Origin of the sequence: Pseudomonas flavocrustae, from assembly GCF_029872515.1 — a bacterium.
GTDB classification, from domain to species: domain Bacteria; phylum Pseudomonadota; class Gammaproteobacteria; order Pseudomonadales; family Pseudomonadaceae; genus Chryseomonas; species Chryseomonas aestiva.
Genome location: NZ_JAPDIQ010000002.1, coordinates 253,208 through 270,094 on the forward strand (window position 1 = coordinate 253,208; position 16,887 = coordinate 270,094).

Annotated in this window: 12 protein-coding genes and 1 tRNA gene; 9 read left to right on the plus strand and 4 right to left on the minus strand. The window is 67.1% G+C overall.

What is annotated here, in order from left to right; genetic code table 11:
* The first annotated feature begins 8 nt into the window (after positions 1 to 8).
* Positions 9 to 85 (plus strand) — tRNA-Asp (locus OMP44_RS05865).
* Positions 86 to 425: 340 nt separating this feature from the next.
* Here OMP44_RS05865 and ydiJ read toward each other — a convergent pair.
* Complete coding sequence (gene ydiJ, locus OMP44_RS05870; RefSeq protein ID WP_280307263.1) at positions 426 to 3,446, minus strand: D-2-hydroxyglutarate dehydrogenase YdiJ; 3,021 nt, start codon at positions 3,444 to 3,446, stop codon at positions 426 to 428.
* A gap of 151 nt (positions 3,447 to 3,597) precedes the next feature.
* On the opposite strand from ydiJ, the gene OMP44_RS05875 reads away from it, so the two are divergent.
* Together OMP44_RS05875 and OMP44_RS05880 are read left to right on the plus strand one after the other, a co-directional pair.
* A complete protein-coding gene (locus OMP44_RS05875; protein ID WP_187978899.1) occupies positions 3,598 to 4,503 on the plus strand; it encodes a LysR substrate-binding domain-containing protein in 906 nt (301 codons plus the stop codon).
* Positions 4,500 to 5,207: a GntR family transcriptional regulator gene (locus OMP44_RS05880; protein WP_273861147.1), complete on the plus strand. Its 708-nt coding sequence runs from the start codon at positions 4,500 to 4,502 to the stop codon at positions 5,205 to 5,207. The genes OMP44_RS05875 and OMP44_RS05880 overlap by 4 nt, the downstream gene beginning before the upstream one ends.
* Before the next feature lie 61 nt (positions 5,208 to 5,268).
* Here the strand turns inward: OMP44_RS05880 and OMP44_RS05885 are convergent, their stop codons facing one another.
* The gene (locus OMP44_RS05885) at positions 5,269 to 6,222 is read right to left on the minus strand and encodes a PDR/VanB family oxidoreductase (RefSeq protein WP_280306955.1); all 954 of its coding nucleotides are present in this window, start codon (positions 6,220 to 6,222) and stop codon (positions 5,269 to 5,271) included.
* 10 nt (positions 6,223 to 6,232) lie between these two features.
* Positions 6,233 to 7,291, minus strand: a complete 1,059-nt coding sequence (locus tag OMP44_RS05890) for an aromatic ring-hydroxylating dioxygenase subunit alpha (RefSeq protein WP_187978902.1) — start codon at positions 7,289 to 7,291, stop codon at positions 6,233 to 6,235.
* Between the two features lie 266 nt (positions 7,292 to 7,557).
* Here OMP44_RS05890 and OMP44_RS05895 point away from each other — a divergent pair, with 266 nt between their 5' ends.
* From OMP44_RS05895 to OMP44_RS05915, 5 genes are all read left to right on the plus strand, one after another.
* Positions 7,558 to 8,388 carry a p-hydroxycinnamoyl CoA hydratase/lyase gene (locus tag OMP44_RS05895; protein ID WP_058792502.1) on the plus strand — a complete coding sequence of 277 codons (831 nt, stop codon included), beginning with the start codon at positions 7,558 to 7,560 and terminating at the stop codon, positions 8,386 to 8,388.
* Positions 8,389 to 8,428: 40 nt separating this feature from the next.
* Positions 8,429 to 9,877 carry an aldehyde dehydrogenase gene (locus OMP44_RS05900; protein WP_280306957.1) on the plus strand — a complete coding sequence of 483 codons (1,449 nt, stop codon included), beginning with the start codon at positions 8,429 to 8,431 and terminating at the stop codon, positions 9,875 to 9,877.
* 222 nt (positions 9,878 to 10,099) lie between these two features.
* A complete protein-coding gene (locus tag OMP44_RS05905; protein WP_280306959.1) occupies positions 10,100 to 11,968 on the plus strand; it encodes a feruloyl-CoA synthase in 1,869 nt (622 codons plus the stop codon).
* Between the two features lie 434 nt (positions 11,969 to 12,402).
* Positions 12,403 to 13,323 carry an SMP-30/gluconolactonase/LRE family protein gene (locus OMP44_RS05910; protein ID WP_280306960.1) on the plus strand — a complete coding sequence of 307 codons (921 nt, stop codon included), beginning with the start codon at positions 12,403 to 12,405 and terminating at the stop codon, positions 13,321 to 13,323.
* Positions 13,324 to 13,378: 55 nt separating this feature from the next.
* Positions 13,379 to 14,734, plus strand: coding sequence for an MFS transporter (locus OMP44_RS05915; RefSeq protein ID WP_280306961.1), 1,356 nt, complete (start codon positions 13,379 to 13,381; stop codon positions 14,732 to 14,734).
* Positions 14,735 to 14,960: 226 nt separating this feature from the next.
* Here the strand turns inward: OMP44_RS05915 and OMP44_RS05920 are convergent, their stop codons facing one another.
* The gene (locus OMP44_RS05920; RefSeq protein ID WP_280306962.1) at positions 14,961 to 15,635 is read right to left on the minus strand and encodes an RraA family protein; all 675 of its coding nucleotides are present in this window, start codon (positions 15,633 to 15,635) and stop codon (positions 14,961 to 14,963) included.
* A gap of 212 nt (positions 15,636 to 15,847) precedes the next feature.
* Between OMP44_RS05920 and OMP44_RS05925 the strand changes: the two genes are divergently transcribed.
* Positions 15,848 to 16,825 carry a hydroxyacid dehydrogenase gene (locus OMP44_RS05925; RefSeq protein WP_187978907.1) on the plus strand — a complete coding sequence of 326 codons (978 nt, stop codon included), beginning with the start codon at positions 15,848 to 15,850 and terminating at the stop codon, positions 16,823 to 16,825.
* Positions 16,826 to 16,887: the final 62 nt, after the last annotated feature.

The window sequence follows — 16,887 nt, forward strand, 5'->3', positions numbered from 1 at the left end:
GGTAATGCGCAGCGGTAGTTCAGTCGGTTAGAATACCGGCCTGTCACGCCGGGGGTCGCGGGTTCGAGTCCCGTCCGCTGCGCCATTTAAGGGTTGTCTGGTCCTGAACGCCAGCAGCCATCGAGAAGCGGCCCTAGTGGCCGCTTTTTCGTTTGGGCGCGATTTTTCTGGTCGAGCTTTCTCAGGGTTTTTCCTTCTCTATGTAGCTTGCCTGGGGCGAGAGTTTTGCCTGTCGGCCTGTTCGCATGCCTGTGGAAAACGCTACTAATTAATCATGGCCGCGGTGCTCCGCCGATAGGGCTGCTTCTGCATTAGGGTTCTGATCGCGGCCATGGGCAGCTCCTACAGGCACGGGTGCCTCTGTAGGAGCGGCCGCATCGGCGGACCGCCATGGCCGCGATAGCGTGGCAGAACGCGAGGCGAGTTCAGCCCCTTACCGCATCCAACACCGCTTCCAGCGGGTGGCGCAGGCGGCGGTCGTCGATGCGCTTGACCTGGCTGCGGCAGGAGTAGCCGGTGGCCAGGGCTTCGCCCGGTACCGCCAGGGCGCGGGCCCATGACTGGTCGTAGATCACCCTGGAGGTCGCCAGGTTGCGCGCCTCGTGGCCATAGGTTCCGGACATGCCGCAGCAGCCGGTGCTTTCCGGCTTGAGGCCCAGGCCCAGGCGTTCGAACACCTGCTGCCACTGACTGACGCTGGCCGGGGCGTTGGTCTTTTCGGTGCAGTGGCCGAGCAGGCGATAGACCTTGTCACCGACTACGTGCTGCTCTTTCGGCAACACCTGCAGCAGCCACTCCTGGGGCAGCAGGACCTCGGGCATCCGGGCGATACCGGGGATCTTGGGGTATTCCTGGCGATAGACCAGGGTCATGGCCGGATCGAGACCGACCAGCGTGACGCCGAAGCCGGCCAGGCTGGCGAGCTGGGCCGCGTTGCGCCGCGCCGTGCGTTCGAAGGCGCCGAGGAAACCCTGCACCTGCAACGGCTTGCCGTTGGCGCGATAGGGCGCGAGGAACACTCGCTGGCCGAGCCGCGCGGCCAGTTCGAGGAAGGCGGCGGTGAGCGGGGTCTCGAAATAGCGGGTGAAGGCGTCCTGCACCACCACGATAGTCCTGGCGCGTTCTTCATCGCTCAGGGCCAGCAGCCGCTCGGGGGTGGCGATCTGTACCTGCCATTGATGCATGACCGGCACCAGGTCGAAACGGCTGAGCAGGGGGCTGTCGACCATGCCGATGCGCTCGGCGAACAGCCGCTGAATGGGTGTGGCGCCCATGACGGCGTTGTAGAGACCGGGGGCGCGGGCGAACAGCGGCAGGCTGAATTCCAGGGAGCCGATCAGGTAATCGCGCAGCGGGCGCAGGTAGCGACGGTGATAGAGCTCGAGGAAGCGCGAGCGAAATTCCGGCACATTGACCTTGATCGGGCACTGGCCCGCGCAGGACTTGCACGCCAGGCAGCCGGCCATGGCGTCATAGACCTCGTGGGAGAAGTCCGCCTCGGCCTGGCGGCCATTGCGCCAGCGTTGCGGCAGGGCCTTGAGCCAGTTCCGGGCACCACGCGGCGCGGGGGCCAGGACATCGATGCCGGCCTGGCCCTGCAGGCGCAGCCATTCACGGATCAGGGCGGCGCGCCCCTTGGGTGAGTGGATGCGCTGGCGGGTGGCCTTCCAGGACGGGCACATGGCGTCGTCGGGATCGTAGTTGTAGCAGGCGCCATTGCCGTTGCAGTGCATGGCGGTGCCGTAGCTCTGCCAGACGCGCTCGTCGAGGGTGCGGTCCAACTCGCCCCTGAGGGTCACGCCATCGACCTTGAGCAACTCGGCGCCGCTGGCGAGCGGGGTGGCGATCTTGCCCGGATTGAGCTGGTTGTGCGGATCGAAGGCACCCTTGAGCGCCTGTAACGATGGGTAGAGGTCGCCGAAGAAGGCCGGCGCATATTCCGAGCGCACGCCCTTGCCGTGTTCGCCCCAGAGCAGGCCACCGTATTTCTGTGTCAGCGCGGCCACCTGGTCGGAGATCGGCCGCACCAGCGCCGCCTGGCGTGGGTCCTTGAGATCCAGCGCCGGACGCACGTGCAGCACCCCGGCGTCGACATGGCCGAACATGCCGTATTGCAGGTTGTGGCCATCGAGCAGGGCGCGGAATTCGGCGATGAAGTCGGCCAGGCGCTCGGGCGGGACCGCGGTGTCTTCGACGAAGGGCTGCGGACGGATCTCGCCCTGGACGTTGCCCAGCAGGCCCACGGCGCGCTTGCGCATGGTGTAGACGCGGGTCACGGCGTTGCGGCCGATGGCCAGGGTGTGGCCGAGGCGCTCGACGGTAGTGTCCTGGCGCAGGTGGTCGAGGAAGCCCTGGACGCGGGCATCCACTTCCTCGGGATCGTCGCCGCTGAATTCCACCAGGTTGATGCCCAGGGTGGGGCGCTCCACATCTTCGGGGAAATACTCCGCCACGCTGTGCCAGACGATGTCCTGCATGGCCAGCAGGAGCACCTTGGAATCCACCGTCTCGATGGACAACGGCTTGAGTTCGATCAGGGCGCGGGCGTCGCGCAGGGCGTCCATGAAGCTGGCGTAGCGGACGTTGACCAGCACCGAATACTTGGGAATCGGCAGGACGTTGAGCTTGGCCTCGGCGATGAAGGCCAGGGAGCCTTCGGCGCCGCAGAGCACGCTGTTGAGGTTGAAGCGGCCGTCCGCCTCGATCAGGTGCGCCAGGTCATAACCGGTCAGGCAGCGATTGAGCTTGGGAAAGCGTGCCTCGATCAGTTCGGCCTGCTGCTCGGCGATGTCCCGCGCGCAGCGGTAGACGGCCCCGGTGCGATCGTCGCGGGCGCAGAGGGCGTCCAGTTCGGCGCTGTCCACCGGGCGACTTTCCAGGCGTTCACCGCCGATCAGGTAGGCGTCCAGTTCCAGCACGTGGTTGCGGGTCTTGCCGTAGGTCACGCTGCCCTGGCCGCTGGCGTCGGTGTTGATCATGCCGCCGATGGTGGCGCGGTTGGAGGTGGACAGCTCCGGGGCGAAGAACAGGCCGTGGGGGCGGAGCGCGGCATTGAGCTGGTCCTTGACCACGCCGGCCTGGACCCGCACCCAGCCCTCCGCGGCGTTGATCTCCAGGATCCTGTTCAGGTGGCGGGAGAGGTCGACCACGATGCCGTCGGTGAGGGACTGGCCGTTGGTGCCGGTGCCGCCGCCGCGCGGGGTCAGGACCACGCCCTGGAAGCGCGCCTCGCCCATCAGTCGGGCCAGGCACTGGACGTCGGCGCTGTCCTTGGGAAAGACCGCTGCCTGGGGCAGGCGCTGGTAGATGGAGTTGTCGGTGGCCATGACCGTGCGGCTGGCATGGTCCAGCGCGATCTCGCCCTGGAAGCCGCTGGCGGCGAGGGTGGTCAGGAAGTCGGTGTAGGCGGCGGCGAGGGGCGCCGAGGCCGGCAGGCGGGCGATCATGTTCATCAGGCGGGCTCTCTGGCGGCGGACGGCCGTCTCCTTCAGCGAGCGAAGGAATGGCGTCGACCTTTTCTGGCTATAGTAGGCATTCTCACCACAGCGCGGCGGCGCCACAACCGAAGATTCCGCCGCCTATGCCGGAAGATCCTGAATGAATCACCGCCGCCTGACGCCCTCCATGTCGCTGCTGCTGGCCTTCGAGGCGGCGGCGCGGCATGAGAGCTACACCCGGGCGGCCGAGGAGCTGTCGCTGACCCAGAGCGCCGTAGGGCGCCAGGTGCAGGCGCTGGAACAGTTGCTGGGGCTGACGCTGTTTCGTCGCGAGGGCCGGCAGATCGTGCTCACCGATGTGGGGCGCGCCTATAGCCGTGAGCTGGGCCTGGCCCTGGGGCAGATCCGCAGCGCCACCCTGCAGGCCATGGCCTTCGCCTCCGGGCAGGGCACGCTGCGCCTGGCGGTGCTGCCGACCTTTGGTTCCAAGTGGCTGTTGCCACGCCTAGGTGACTTCTACGCTGCCCATCCCGGCATGCTGGTGCACCTGCATTCGCGCATCCAGGCGGTGGACTTCGCCGCCAGCGAGATCGATGCGGCTATCAGCGTCGGCAGCGGTAACTGGCCTGGGCTTTGTGCTCATCCGCTGCAGGCCGAGCAGCTTGTGGTGATTGCCAGCCCGACGACGCTGGCCGAGTTGCCGGATGCGACGCCGGCGACCCTGGCTGGCCAGCTGCTGCTGGGCGTGGCCAATAATCCCCAGGCCTGGGGTGAATGGTTCCGCCACCATGAGCTGCCCCATCGGGCCATGCGCCCGGGACCGAGTTTCGAGCTGACCTCGCACCTGATCCAGGCGGTACGCGCCGGCATCGGCATCGGGCTGGTACCGCGGGTACTGGTGGAGGACGAGCTGGCCCAGGGCGAGCTGCGGGCCTGCGGTCCGGCATTGGTCAGTCGGCGCAGCTATTACCTGGTCTATCCGCCGCGCAACGAAGGGCTGCCGTCGCTACAGGCCTTTCGCCAGTGGCTGCTGGCCGAGATCAACGAAGGAGAGGGGCAGCCATGAGCAAGCCGGGACAGCGGGTGCTGGCCGCGCTGCGGCAGATGATCCTGTCCGGCGAACTGGGCGCGGGCGAACGCCTGGCGGAGCTTCCCACCGCCGAGCGCTTCGCCGTGTCGCGCATGCCGGTGCGCCTGGCCCTGCGCACCCTGGCCGAGGAAGGTCTGCTGGAGCGCAGCGGTGCCCGCGGCTATCAGGTGCGCGCGCTGACGGGCGCCGATCTGGAGGGCGCGGTGGAGGTGCGCGGGGTGCTGGAAGGCCTGGCCGCGCGCCAGGCCGCCGAACGTGGCCTGGACGCTGCCACCCGCGCCACGCTGGAAGACTGCCTGCGCCGTGGCGATCGACTGTTCGCCAAAGGGCATGTGCGGCTGGAGGACCTGGAGGACTATCACGATCTCAATCGGGCCTTTCACCAGGCCATCGTCGCGGCCAGCGGTAATCCGGCCATCGCCGTGGCCCTGGGGCGTCACGAGCACCTGCCCTTCGCCTCGGTGAGCGCCCTGGCGGTGGATGCCGAGGATCTCGACCGCGAGTACCGTCGCTTCAATTTCGCCCACCTGCAGCACCACGCGGTGTTCGACGCCCTGGTGCGCGGCCAGGGTGCCCGCGCCGAGGGCATCATGCGCGAGCACGCCCAGGCGACCCTGGGGTATGCGCGGTGGTTTGGTGGGGAAGAGGGCGAGGCGGTGGGGATGAAGGTGCTGGTGTAGAGCGGACCCTCACCCGGCCCTCTCCCAAGGGGAGAGGGGGAGGTAGGGCGGGCTCGGTTTGTCAGAGATCCAGCACCAACCGCTCGCCCTTGGCGCGCGAGCAGCAGGGGGTGAAGCGGTCGTTGGCGGCGTGTTCGGCTGCGGAGAGAAAGAGGTCGCGGTGCTCGGGTTCGCCGGCCAGCACCGGGGTCAGGCAGGTGCCGCAGAGACCCTGGCCACAGGACACCGGCAGGACGACACCCAGGTCAGCCAGAACCTCGACCACGCTGCGTTCGGCCGGTACCTGCACGCGGCGACCGCTGCGCGCCAGCTCCACCTCAAAGGGTCTTTGCTCTCCCTGGGCGGCGGGATCGGCGGCGAAGAACTCCCGATGGATCTGGCCGGGTTGCCAGCCCTGGGCCTGGGCGGCGTCCACCACCGCGGCCATGAAGCCGGCCGGGCCGCAGACATAGAGGTGATCGTCCGGTGCCGCCGGACCGAGCAGGTGCTGGAAGTTGGGTCGCAGCGCCGGGTCGTGCTGGTCGAAGTGCACCCTGACCTGCTCGGCATAGGGCCGCGCCTTGAGCCAGGGGATGAAGGCCGCGTGTTCGCGGTCGCGTACCAGGTATCTCAGGGTGAAGTGCGCGCCCTGCTGATAGAGCTGTTCGGCCATGGCCAGGAGCGGAGTGATACCGATACCTCCGGCCAGCAGCTGGGTGCGACGCGCGCTGGGGACCAGACCGAACAGGTTGCGGGGTTCACTGGCCTGCAGGCGATCGCCTACCTGCAGTCGATGCATGGCCTGGGAGCCGCCGCGGGAGTCGGGGACGAGCAGCACGGCGATGCGATAGCGGGTCGGTACCGGTTCCGGCGCGGTACAGAGCGAATAGTGGCGCACCAGGCCGTCGCCCAGGGTGATTTCCAGATGGGCGCCGGCGGCGAAGCCGGGCAGGGGGCCGCTGTCGGCGCGGGCCAGGTCGAAGGCCAGGATGGTGGGGGCCTCGCGCTGTACGGCGGTGACGATCAGATCGAGCATGAGAGGTCTCCTAGGCGATCTGCCGGACCGGGATGCCGGTGGCGGCCTGTTCGGCGGCCAGCAGGCGGTCGATGATCTGCCGCGACTGCACGCCGCCGGCATCGATGTTGAGCTTGAGCAGGCCGCGCTCCGGATAGCGCAGCAGGTTCTGCTGCTGGCGTTCGAGCATCTCCAGGTCTTCGCCGAAGATCTTGCCCTGGCCTTCGCGGATGCTGGCGGTGAGCTCGGCATCGTCCGGCTTGAAGTTGCGCGCCATGCCCCAGAAGTACCAGATGGAGGTCTCGGTCTCGGGGGTGATGAAGTCCACCACCACGCTGGCGGCCTTGACCGCCGCCGGAGCCTCGTAGCCGCCATGGCCGGCATGGGCCACGCCCACCTCGATCATCACGTGGCTGGGCGGGGTGAAGCGGCAGATCTGCCAGCGATCCACCGGGACGTCGTCGGCCAGGCCATTGCCACGCAGGGCCATGCGCCAGAAGGGTGGGGCGGAGATGTTTTCCATGTGCCGGCTGGTGATGACCTCGTCACCGTCGACGCGGGTGGCCGGCGGCGCCTCGTCGATCTCCTTCTGGCCGATGCTGGAGGCGTGGACATAGGTCTCGTGGGTGAGATCCATGAGGTTGTCGATCATCAGCCGGTAGTCGCACTGGATGTGATAGAGGCCGCCGCCATAGGCCCAGTCGGGACTCTCGGCCCACTCCAGGTGGGGAATCAGCGCCGCATCGGCCTTGGCCTGGTCGCCCGGCCAGACCCAGATGAAGCCGTGCCGCTCGACGGCGGCATAGGGGCGCACCGCGGGAAAGACGCCGACCCGCTGCCCCGGCATGCCCAGGGTCTTGCCACCGCAGCCCATCTCCAGGCCGTGATAGCCGCAGACCAGGGTGCCGTCGCGGACGAAGCCCAGGGACAGCGGCGCACCGCGGTGCGGGCAGAAGTCTTCCAGGGCCACCACCTGGCCATTGGCGTCACGGTAGAAGACCAAGGGTTCGCCACAGATCTGGCGACCCAGGGGCTTGTCTTGGACTTCGTCGGGGGTACAGGCGACGTACCAGGCGTTCTTCGGGTACATGAGCGGGGCCTCTTGTTGTTGTCTATTGGATCCAATGGTTATGACGGTTAACGATTCCTGTCAACGGCATTCGCCGTACGAGACCGTTCTCAGGACGAATGGCGTTACGAGTGTTGCGCTCATTTCTGCTCAATTGGATCCTGTTTGCCCACACCCCCCTATCGTTCACCGGCATCATGCATGCTCAGCAAAATAGTTAATTGACTTAACTAATTCCCTGGCGTAGCTTCAGCTCCATACCCACCCAACAACAAGAGGCACACGCCATGGGCAGTTATGACGGACGCTGGCAGACGGTCAAAGTGGACATCGAGGACGGTATCGCCTGGGTGACGCTCAATCGTCCGGAAAAACGCAATGCCATGAGTCCCACCCTCAACCGCGAGATGGTCGAGGTGCTGGAGACCCTGGAGCAGGACGCCAGTGCCGGCGTGCTGGTGCTGACCGGTGCCGGCGATGCCTGGACCGCGGGCATGGATCTCAAGGAATACTTCCGCGAGACCGACGCCGGCCCCGAGATCCTGCAGGAAAAGATTCGCCGCGAAGCCTCCCAGTGGCAGTGGAAGCTGTTGCGCATGTACGCCAAGCCGACCATCGCCATGGTCAACGGCTGGTGCTTTGGCGGCGGCTTCAGCCCGCTGGTGGCCTGCGACCTGGCCATCACCGCCGACGAGGCCACCTTCGGCCTGTCCGAGATCAACTGGGGCATTCCCCCGGGCAACCTGGTGAGCAAGGCTCTGGCCGATACCGTGGGCCACCGTACCGCCCTCTACTATGTGATGACCGGCAAGACCTTCAGCGGTCCCGAAGCGGCGGCCATGGGCCTGGTCAACCAGAGCGTGCCGCGCGACCAGTTGCGCGAGGTGACCACCGCCCTGGCCCGCGAGCTGCTGGACAAGAATCCGGTGGTGCTGCGGGCCGCCAAGGTCGGTTTCAAGCGCTGCCGCGAACTCACCTGGGAGCAGAACGAGGACTACCTCTATGCCAAGCTCGACCAGTCGCGGCTGCAGGATCCGGAAGGCGGTCGCGAACAGGGCATGAAGCAGTTCCTCGACGACAAGAGCATCAAGCCCGGGCTGCAGACCTACAAGCGCTGAACCGCCACCGCCCACCCGTACAACAACAAGAGGTAGCGTCATGGTCGAGGTATCCCTGCTCATCGGCGGCGCCAGCCGCCCGGCCGGCGACGGTCGCAGCTATCAGCGTTGCCATCCGGTGACCGGCGCGGTGGTCTCCACGGTGGCCGCCGCCACCCTGGACGATGCCGACGCCGCGGTGGCCGCGGCCCAGGCCGCCTTTCCCGCCTGGGCTGCGCTACCACCGGGCGAGCGTCGTCGCCGTCTGCTGGCCGCCGCCGATGGTCTGGTCGCGCGCAGTAGTGAATTCGTCGCCCTCGCCGGAGAGACCGGGGCCATGGCCAACTGGTACGGCTTCAATGTCCACCTGGCGGCCAACATGCTGCGCGAGGCGGCGGCCATGACCACCCAGATCCAGGGCGAGGTCATACCGTCCGACGTGCCCGGCAGCTTTGCCATGGCGCTACGCCAGCCCTGTGGCGTGGTGCTGGGCATCGCGCCCTGGAACGCGCCGGTGATCCTCGGTACCCGCGCCCTGGCCATGCCGCTGGCCTGCGGCAACACCGTGGTGCTCAAGGCCTCCGAACAGAGTCCGGGCGTGCACCGGCTGATCGGCCAGGTGCTGCAGGATGCCGGCCTGGGCGACGGTGTGGTCAATGTCGTCACCAATGCTCCGGAGGATGCCCCGGCCATCGTCGAGCGGCTGATCGCCAACCCGGCGGTGCGGCGCGTCAACTTCACCGGCTCCACCCGGGTGGGTCGCATCGTTGGCGAGCTGGCGGCGCGCCATCTCAAGCCGGCCGTGCTGGAACTGGGCGGCAAGGCACCGCTGCTGGTGCTGGAGGATGCCGACCTGGATGCCGCGGTCGCCGCGGCGGCCTTTGGCGCCTATTTCAATCAGGGGCAGATCTGCATGTCCACCGAGCGCCTGCTGGTGGACAGTCGCATCGCCGACGCCTTCGTCGAGCGCCTGGCGGCCAAGGTACGCACCCTCAAGGCCGGCGATCCCGGCGCGGCCGATTCGGTGCTGGGTTCCCTGATCGACGCCGGTGCCGGCACCCGCATCAAGGCGCTGATCGACGACGCCGTGGGCAGGGGCGCCCGGTTGGTCTGCGGTGGCGAGCTGGAGGGCAGCATCCTGCAACCGACCCTGCTGGATGGCGTCACCGCCGAGATGCAGCTCTATGCCGAGGAGTCATTCGGCCCGGTGGCCGTGGTGATCCGTGCCGAGGGTGACGAGGCCCTGCTGCGCCTGGCCAACGATTCCGAATTCGGCCTCTCGTCGGCCATCTTCAGTCGCGACACCGCCCGTGCCCTGGCGCTGGCGCAGCGGGTGGAGAGCGGCATCTGCCACATCAATGGCCCCACGGTGCACGACGAGGCGCAGATGCCCTTTGGCGGCGTGAAGTCCAGCGGTTACGGCAGCTTCGGCTCACGGGCCTCCATCGACCATTTCACCCAGTTGCGCTGGGTGACGCTGCAGACGGGGCCGCGCCACTACCCGATCTGATCAGCGTCCGCCGTCCCTAGGTTCTGTACGACAAATGCCTGCGCTCGGTGATGCTTCGTTGAAAAAGGCTTCGGAATGCTCATTTACCGCTCGTAAACTCCGCTTCCTCAGCCTTTTTCGCCTCGCCTGACCTTCGCTCGGCGACTTTTCGTACAGAACCTCGCTCCTGTTGCAACAACAATAAGAGGCGCCCTCGGGCGCCAGCCCAGAGGAGAATTCAAGGTGAGTCACGTCACGCATACCCGCGCGCCCGCCGATCAGCCGCTGCGCTATCGCCCGGTGACCCTGGGACAACCCGGCGTCACCGTGGAAGAGCGGGGTGGACTGCTCTACATGGCCTCCCAGGAAGCCCTGACCCCGCCGCCGCCGCGGCTGCTGGACCGGCTGCTGCACTGGGCCGCGGTGGCCCCGGACCGCACCTTCTTCGCCGCCCGGGAAGCCGGCGGCGCCTGGCGCGAATTCTCCTATGGCGAGATGCTGGAGCGGGTGCGCCAGCTGGCCGCCGCGCTGCTGGAATTCGGTCTTTCCGCCGAGCGGCCGCTGGCGATTCTCTCCGGCAACGATCCGGAGCACCTGCAGCTGGCCATGGCCGCCCTCTATGCCGGCATTCCCTTCTGCCCGGTGTCACCCGGCTACGCACTGCTGTCCCAGGACCACGCCAAGCTGCGCCATGTCTGCGACCTGCTGCAGCCGGGACTGGTGTTCGTCAGCGATGGCCCGGCGTTCCAGAAGGCGCTGGACGCCGTGCTGCCCGCCGACGTACCGGTGATCGCGACCCGCGGTCAGGTCCAGGGCCGCAATACCCTGACCTTCGCGGCGCTGCTCGCCCGTGGTGAACTGGCCGCCGCCGAGCGTGCCTTCGCCGCCACCGGGCCGGACAGCATCGCCAAGTTTCTCTTCACCTCCGGTTCCACCAAGCTGCCCAAGGCGGTGACCACCACCCAGCGCATGCTCTGCGCTAACCAGCAGATGCTCTTGCAGACCTTTCCGGTGTTTGGCGAAGAGCCGCCGGTGCTGGTGGACTGGCTGCCCTGGAACCACACCTTTGGCGGTAGCCATAACCTGGGCATCGTGCTCTACAACGGCGGCACCTTCTATCTGGACGAAGGCAAGCCGACCCCCCAGGGCTTCGGCGAGACCCTGCGCAATCTGCGCGAGGTATCGCCCACCGCCTACCTGACGGTGCCGCGCGGCTGGGAAGAGCTGGCCAATGCCCTGGAGCGCGACGCCGAGTTGCGCGAGCGCTTCTTCGCCCGCATGCGGCTGTTCTTCTTTGCCGCGGCGGGGCTGTCGCAAAGCGTCTGGGATCGCCTGGATCGCATCGCCGAGGCCCATTGCGGCGAACGCATCCGCATGATGGCCGGTCTGGGCATGACCGAGGCCTCGCCCAGTTGCACCTTCACCACCGGACCGCTTTCAGTAGCCGGCTATGTCGGGGTGCCGGCGCCGGGCTGCGAACTCAAGCTGGTGCCGGTGGACGGCAAGCTGGAAGGGCGCTTCCGGGGTCCGCACATCATGCCCGGCTACTGGCGCGACACCGCCCAGACCGCCGCCTGCTTCGACGAGGAGGGTTTCTACTGCTCGGGCGATGCCCTCAAGCTGGTCGACCCGGCCAATCCGCAACTGGGCCTGATGTTCGACGGCCGCATCGCCGAGGACTTCAAGCTGTCGTCCGGGGTCTTCGTCAGCGTCGGTCCCCTGCGCAATCGCGCGGTGCTGGAGGGGACGCCGCTGGTGCAGGACGTGGTGGTGGCGGCGCCGGATCGCGAGTGTCTGGGACTGCTGGTCTTCCCGCGCCTGGCGGATTGCCGGCAACTGGCCGGGCTGGAAGACGGCGTCGATGCCGCCACGGTACTGGCCAGCGCCCCGGTGCAGGACTGGTTCGCCGCCTGGCTCAAGCGCCTCAATCGCGAGGCTTCGGGCAACGCCAGCCGCCTGGAATGGATCGCCCTGCAGGAAGAACCGCCATCCGCCGACCGCGGCGAGATCACCGACAAGGGCTCGCTCAACCAGCGCAGCGTCCTGACCCATCGCGCGGAACGGCTGGAGGCCTGCTATCGCGGAACGGCGCCGTTGTTGATCAGGGCGTGAGATGTAGCGCCAGGACCAGGGTGCCCGGTGCAATGCCGGCCATCCCGGTCCTGGTGGCCCGCTTCGGCACCCCGTTGCCATCCTTGCACTCCCGACTGCAGAGGCGCCTGGCGCCCCGGAGGGCGCCGGGCATTTTCCTGTTCGTCTGTCGCGGAACCAGGCGCCAGTCGCTGGCTGCATCCCTGTCTTGCTTCCCAATAGCCGCTGACCGGACCTGGCTTTCCAGGTAGCTGGCCGCGTGCTGGCCCGTCAATCGGGGCCTTTCCAGAGTTTCGTTCTGATTCCAGAGTATGAGTCTGTAATTTCCGTAAGGAATCCAGGCTATCAGGGCTTGCATTTGGCTATTCATCCTTTATTTTGAAATAGCGTTTCATAAATACAAGGGTAACCCCCCTCCGCTAGCCGGCCTACGCCGCCGCCAAAGGTCTCTGTGCATGAGCTTCTTCACTGCGCCTCCGACGCTGGAAACTGCTGTCTTCACCCGCCTGCCCGAGCGCTATCGCCAGCCGCGGCGGACCGCCTGGGCCGATGCCAATCGCCAGGGCCGCGCCATCGATTCCTTTCTGGAAGGGCCCTCCTTCGATCGCCAGGGCAATCTCTATGTCACCGACATCCCCAACGGGCGCATCTTGCGCATCGATCCCAGGGGCGAGTGGGAGCTGGTCTGCGAATACGACGGCTGGCCCAACGGCCTGAAGATCCACCGCGACGGGCGCATCTTCATCGCCGACTACAGGCGCGGCATCCTGCAGCTCGATCCGCTGCGCGGCGAGGTGGAGACGGTGCTGGACAGCGCCGGCTCCGAAGGCTTCAAGGGCGTCAACGACCTGGTGTTCTCGCCGGCCGGTGATCTCTATTTCACCGACCAGGGGCAGACCGGTCTGCAGGACGCCAGCGGCCGGGTCTATCGTCTGGGCGCCGATGGCCAGCTCAGCTGTCTGCTGGCGACGGTGCCCAGCCCCAACGGCATCGTCTTCGATCCCCGGCTCAACCACCTGCTGGTGGCGGTGACCCGCGCCCAGCAGGTCTGGCGGATTCCCCTGGGCAACGGCCCGCTGATCGGCAAGGTCGGCGTCTTCGCCCAGTTGCATGGCGGCCTGGGCGGCCCCGATGGCCTGGCGCTGGACGAGGAGAGCAATCTCTACATCGCCCACACCGGTTTCGGCTCGGTCTGGCAGCTCTCACCGGTGGCCGAGCCGCTGGCCCGACTCAAATCCTGCGCCGGCATCAGCAACACCAACCTGGCCTTCGGCGGCCCCGAAGGGCGCAGCCTGTTCATCACCGAATCCGAGACCGGCAGCATCCTGCGCGCGGAGACTCCGGTACGCGGCCTGCCGCTGTTTTCCCATCTCTGACCGGCGCTGCGGCGTCTCGCGCTTTACCCCACAACAACTACAAGAGAGGTTACCCATGAGCCAGACCCATCCGGGCGAGCAGCCGTCTCTGACCGATGCCGAGGGCGAGCAACTCCTGCGGCGCGCCCTGTGGCGCATCCTGCCGTTCATCTTCGCCTGCTATGTGGTCAGCTACCTGGACCGCACCAATGTCGGCTTCGCCGCCATCAGCATGAACCAGGACCTGGGGCTCACCGCGACGATGTTCGGCTGGGCGGCGGGCCTGTTCTTCTTCGGCTACTTCCTCTTCGAGGTGCCGAGCAACCTGCTGTTGCAGCGCTTCGGCGCACGGGTCTGGATCGCGCGGATCATGATCAGCTGGGGCCTGATCTCCATGGCCACGGCCTTCGCCACCGGGCCGGTCAGCTTCAGCATCCTGCGCTTCCTGCTGGGAGTGGCCGAGGCCGGCTTCACCCCGGGGGTCTACCTCTACTTCACCTACTGGTTTCCCGGCAAATGGCGCGCCAAGGCCACCGCGGCCTTTCTGCTGGGCATCCCCACCGCCAACATCATTGGCTCGCCGTTGTCGGGGATGCTGCTGGACGTGCATGACTTCATGGGGCTGAGAAACTGGCAATTCCTGCTGGTGGCGGAAGCCCTGCCGGCGGTGCTGCTCGGCATCCTCTGTCTGTTCGTGCTGGTGGATACGCCGGCCAAGTCGCGCTGGCTGTCGACCCGCGAGCGCACCTGGCTGACTGAACGCCTGGCCCGCGAGCAGCGCGAGATCGGTGCCACCCATGGTTCCACGCTGCGCCACGCCTTCACCAACTCCAAGGTGTTCATGCTGGCCGCCATCAACTTCTGCGGCATCGTCGGCTCCGTGGGGATCGGCATCTGGATGCCGCAGATCATCAAGAGCCTGGGCATGCAGAACACCACCGTCGGCCTGGTGGCCACCATCCCCTACATCCTTGGCGCCGTCGCCATGACGCTCTGGGCGCGCCAGGCCAACCAGGGTGCCCAGCGGCTGCCCTATGTGGCCGGTGCCCTGGCGCTTGCCGCGCTGGGCCTGGTGGGCGCGGCGCTCTCGGCCGATCCGCTGCTGCGCATGACCTGCCTGAGTGTGGCGGTGGCGAGCATCCTGTCCTTCCAGGCGACCTTCTGGGCCATTCCCTCCACCTTCCTGACCGGTCGGGCCGCGGCGGGGGGACTGGCGCTGATCGTCTCCATTGGCAACCTGGGCGGCTTCGTCGGACCCTTCGCCATCGGCCTGGTCAAGGATGCCACCCAGAGTTTCTCCGGGCCCTTCTATGTGGTGGCCTCGGTGCTGGCGCTGGGCGTCGTGCTGATGCTCTGGCTGGGTGATCCGAGTCGGCGGGAGCCGGTGAAGCCGCTGGGCACGACGGGCCTGGAAGGGGTGGGGCGTACCTGAGGCGCAGAGGTTCGGGATGGAAAGAGGCGGCCCAGGCCGCCTCTTTCTTTGGCAGGCCGCGCCGGCAGCACCTGCGCCAGGCGCGAAGGCGGTGTGGAAGGCGTCGGGATGCCGCCGCCTGCAGTGGTCGGGAGTGCGGGAGCCATCAGCAGAGCGGTTTCGAGAGGGTGCCAACATGAAAAAAAGGCAGCCAAGAGCTGCCTTTTTTCATACCGGCAAGAGGTCGCTAGGGCAGGGCGCAGCCCTTCTTCCTGAGCGATTCCAGGACCCAGCTGCGGTCGTTGGTGCCTTCGGCGATCTGTTGCATCTGCTTTTCTTCGGCGGCGTGCTTGGCGGCGGCGCGGTCATAGACCTCGGCGACATGATCGTAGGGCACGCAGAGCAGGCCGTCGTCGTCGCCGATCACCAGGTCACCCGGCTCTATGACCATGCCGTCGATGGCGATGGGCACGTTGATCTCGCCGGGGCCGTCCTTGTACGGACCGCGATGGGAGATGCCGGCAGCGAACAGCGGGAAGTCGCCGGCGCCGATGTTGGCGGAATCGCGGATGGCGCCGTTGATGACGATGCCGGCCACGCCGCGCTTGACCGCGTAGGCCACCATCATCTCGCCGATCAGCGCATTGCTCAGGTCGCCACCGGCATCCACCACGATGACGTCACCCGGTTCGGCGATGTCCAGGGCGTGGTGCAGCATGAGGTTGTCGCCCGGACGCGCCTTGACGGTCAGGGCCGGGCCGGCGAGTACGCCCTGGCGATGCATGGGGCGCAGGCGCGAGCCGCCGGCGGTCATGCGGTGCATGGAGTCGCTGACGTTGGCGACCGGGATGTCGCGGTAGCGCGCGACCCAGTCGGCCGCGACCTTGCGTTGGGCAGTGAGCACTCTGAAGCCGATGGTCATGGGCATTTCTCTTGTGGGAATTGTCGGATGCCGCCACGTATTGGCTGGCTGATTTCAGAATTGCATTTCGTTTTCAAGGTTTCAAGTCCTTTGACCGGCCCTCTTTATCGATTACAAGATAAAATTTGCAATGGCGTTTCATTATGATAGGTTCTGAGACAGATCGCTCGCCTTAGGCGCTGTGCCCGTCCATAACAACAAGGGGTACTCCGATGACCCGCAAGATCCTGCTCACCGGTCCGGCACTGGCTCCCGAAGCCATGGCCCTGGCCGCCGCCCATGACGTCCAGGTCATCCCGACCGAGCCCTACATGCCCCATGACGACCTGCTCGCCCTGATCCGCCAGGAACAGCCGGACGCCATCATCGTCCGCCAGGGCAAGCTGACCCGGCCCATGATCGAGGCGTCGGCCAAGCTGGCGATCATCGCCAAGCACGGCGTGGGCTACGACACCATCGACCTCCAGGCCGCGGCCGACCGCGGGATTCCGGTCACCATCGCCCTGGGCGCCAATGCCCAGTCGGTGGCCGAACACGCCTTTGCCCTGATGTTCAGCGTGGCGCGGCAGACCGCCTGGCTGGATGCGCGGATGCGCGCCGGACACTGGGACAAGTCCCAGGCCAACGGCACCGAGCTGTTCGGCAAGACCCTGGGTCTGGTCGGGCTGGGCGCCATCGGCAGTGTGCTGATGGATCTGGTGGCGCCGCTGCGGATGCAGGTGCGGGTCTATGATCCCTATCTCAAGCACCTGCCCGCGCGCGATCATGTCCAGCGCGAGGAAAGCTTCGATGCCTTGCTGGCCGAGTGCGATGTCATCAGCCTGCATTGCCCCCTGACCGAGGCCAATCGCCACCTGTTCGGTGCCGCCCAGTTCGCCCGCATGCGCCCCGGCAGCCTGCTGATCAACACCGCCCGCGGCGAGCTGATCGATACCCAGGCCCTGGTCACGGCGCTGCGCGAAGGCCAGCTCGGCGGCGCCGGCCTGGACACCTTTCATCCCGAACCGCCGCCGGCGGACAGCAACCTCTGGGGAGTCGCTAACCTGGTGGCCACGCCGCACGTCGGCGCCAACACCACCGAGGCGCGCGACCGCGTCGGCCTGGTAGCGGTGCAGCAGGTGCTCGATTGCTGGCACGGCAAGACGGTGGAGTCGCGCGCGGTGGTCAATCGCCACCTGACGGCCGCCTAAGCGCGGCGGCGACGGGGTGGCCCCACGGGGCCGCCTGCCACGCGATCTCCACAACAATAAGA

What these genes read in the sequence shown, in the direction of transcription:
- ydiJ (WP_280307263.1), bottom strand. Translation starts at nt 3,446, where the DNA reads ATGATCGCCCGCCTGCCGGCCTCGGCGCCCCTCGCCGCCGCCTACACC.
- OMP44_RS05875 (WP_187978899.1), top strand. Translation starts at nt 3,598, where the DNA reads ATGAATCACCGCCGCCTGACGCCCTCCATGTCGCTGCTGCTGGCCTTC.
- OMP44_RS05880 (WP_273861147.1), top strand. Translation starts at nt 4,500, where the DNA reads ATGAGCAAGCCGGGACAGCGGGTGCTGGCCGCGCTGCGGCAGATGATC.
- OMP44_RS05885 (WP_280306955.1), bottom strand. Translation starts at nt 6,222, where the DNA reads ATGCTCGATCTGATCGTCACCGCCGTACAGCGCGAGGCCCCCACCATC.
- OMP44_RS05890 (WP_187978902.1), bottom strand. Translation starts at nt 7,291, where the DNA reads ATGTACCCGAAGAACGCCTGGTACGTCGCCTGTACCCCCGACGAAGTC.
- OMP44_RS05895 (WP_058792502.1), top strand. Translation starts at nt 7,558, where the DNA reads ATGGGCAGTTATGACGGACGCTGGCAGACGGTCAAAGTGGACATCGAG.
- OMP44_RS05900 (WP_280306957.1), top strand. Translation starts at nt 8,429, where the DNA reads ATGGTCGAGGTATCCCTGCTCATCGGCGGCGCCAGCCGCCCGGCCGGC.
- OMP44_RS05910 (WP_280306960.1), top strand. Translation starts at nt 12,403, where the DNA reads ATGAGCTTCTTCACTGCGCCTCCGACGCTGGAAACTGCTGTCTTCACC.
- OMP44_RS05915 (WP_280306961.1), top strand. Translation starts at nt 13,379, where the DNA reads ATGAGCCAGACCCATCCGGGCGAGCAGCCGTCTCTGACCGATGCCGAG.
- OMP44_RS05920 (WP_280306962.1), bottom strand. Translation starts at nt 15,635, where the DNA reads ATGACCATCGGCTTCAGAGTGCTCACTGCCCAACGCAAGGTCGCGGCC.
- OMP44_RS05925 (WP_187978907.1), top strand. Translation starts at nt 15,848, where the DNA reads ATGACCCGCAAGATCCTGCTCACCGGTCCGGCACTGGCTCCCGAAGCC.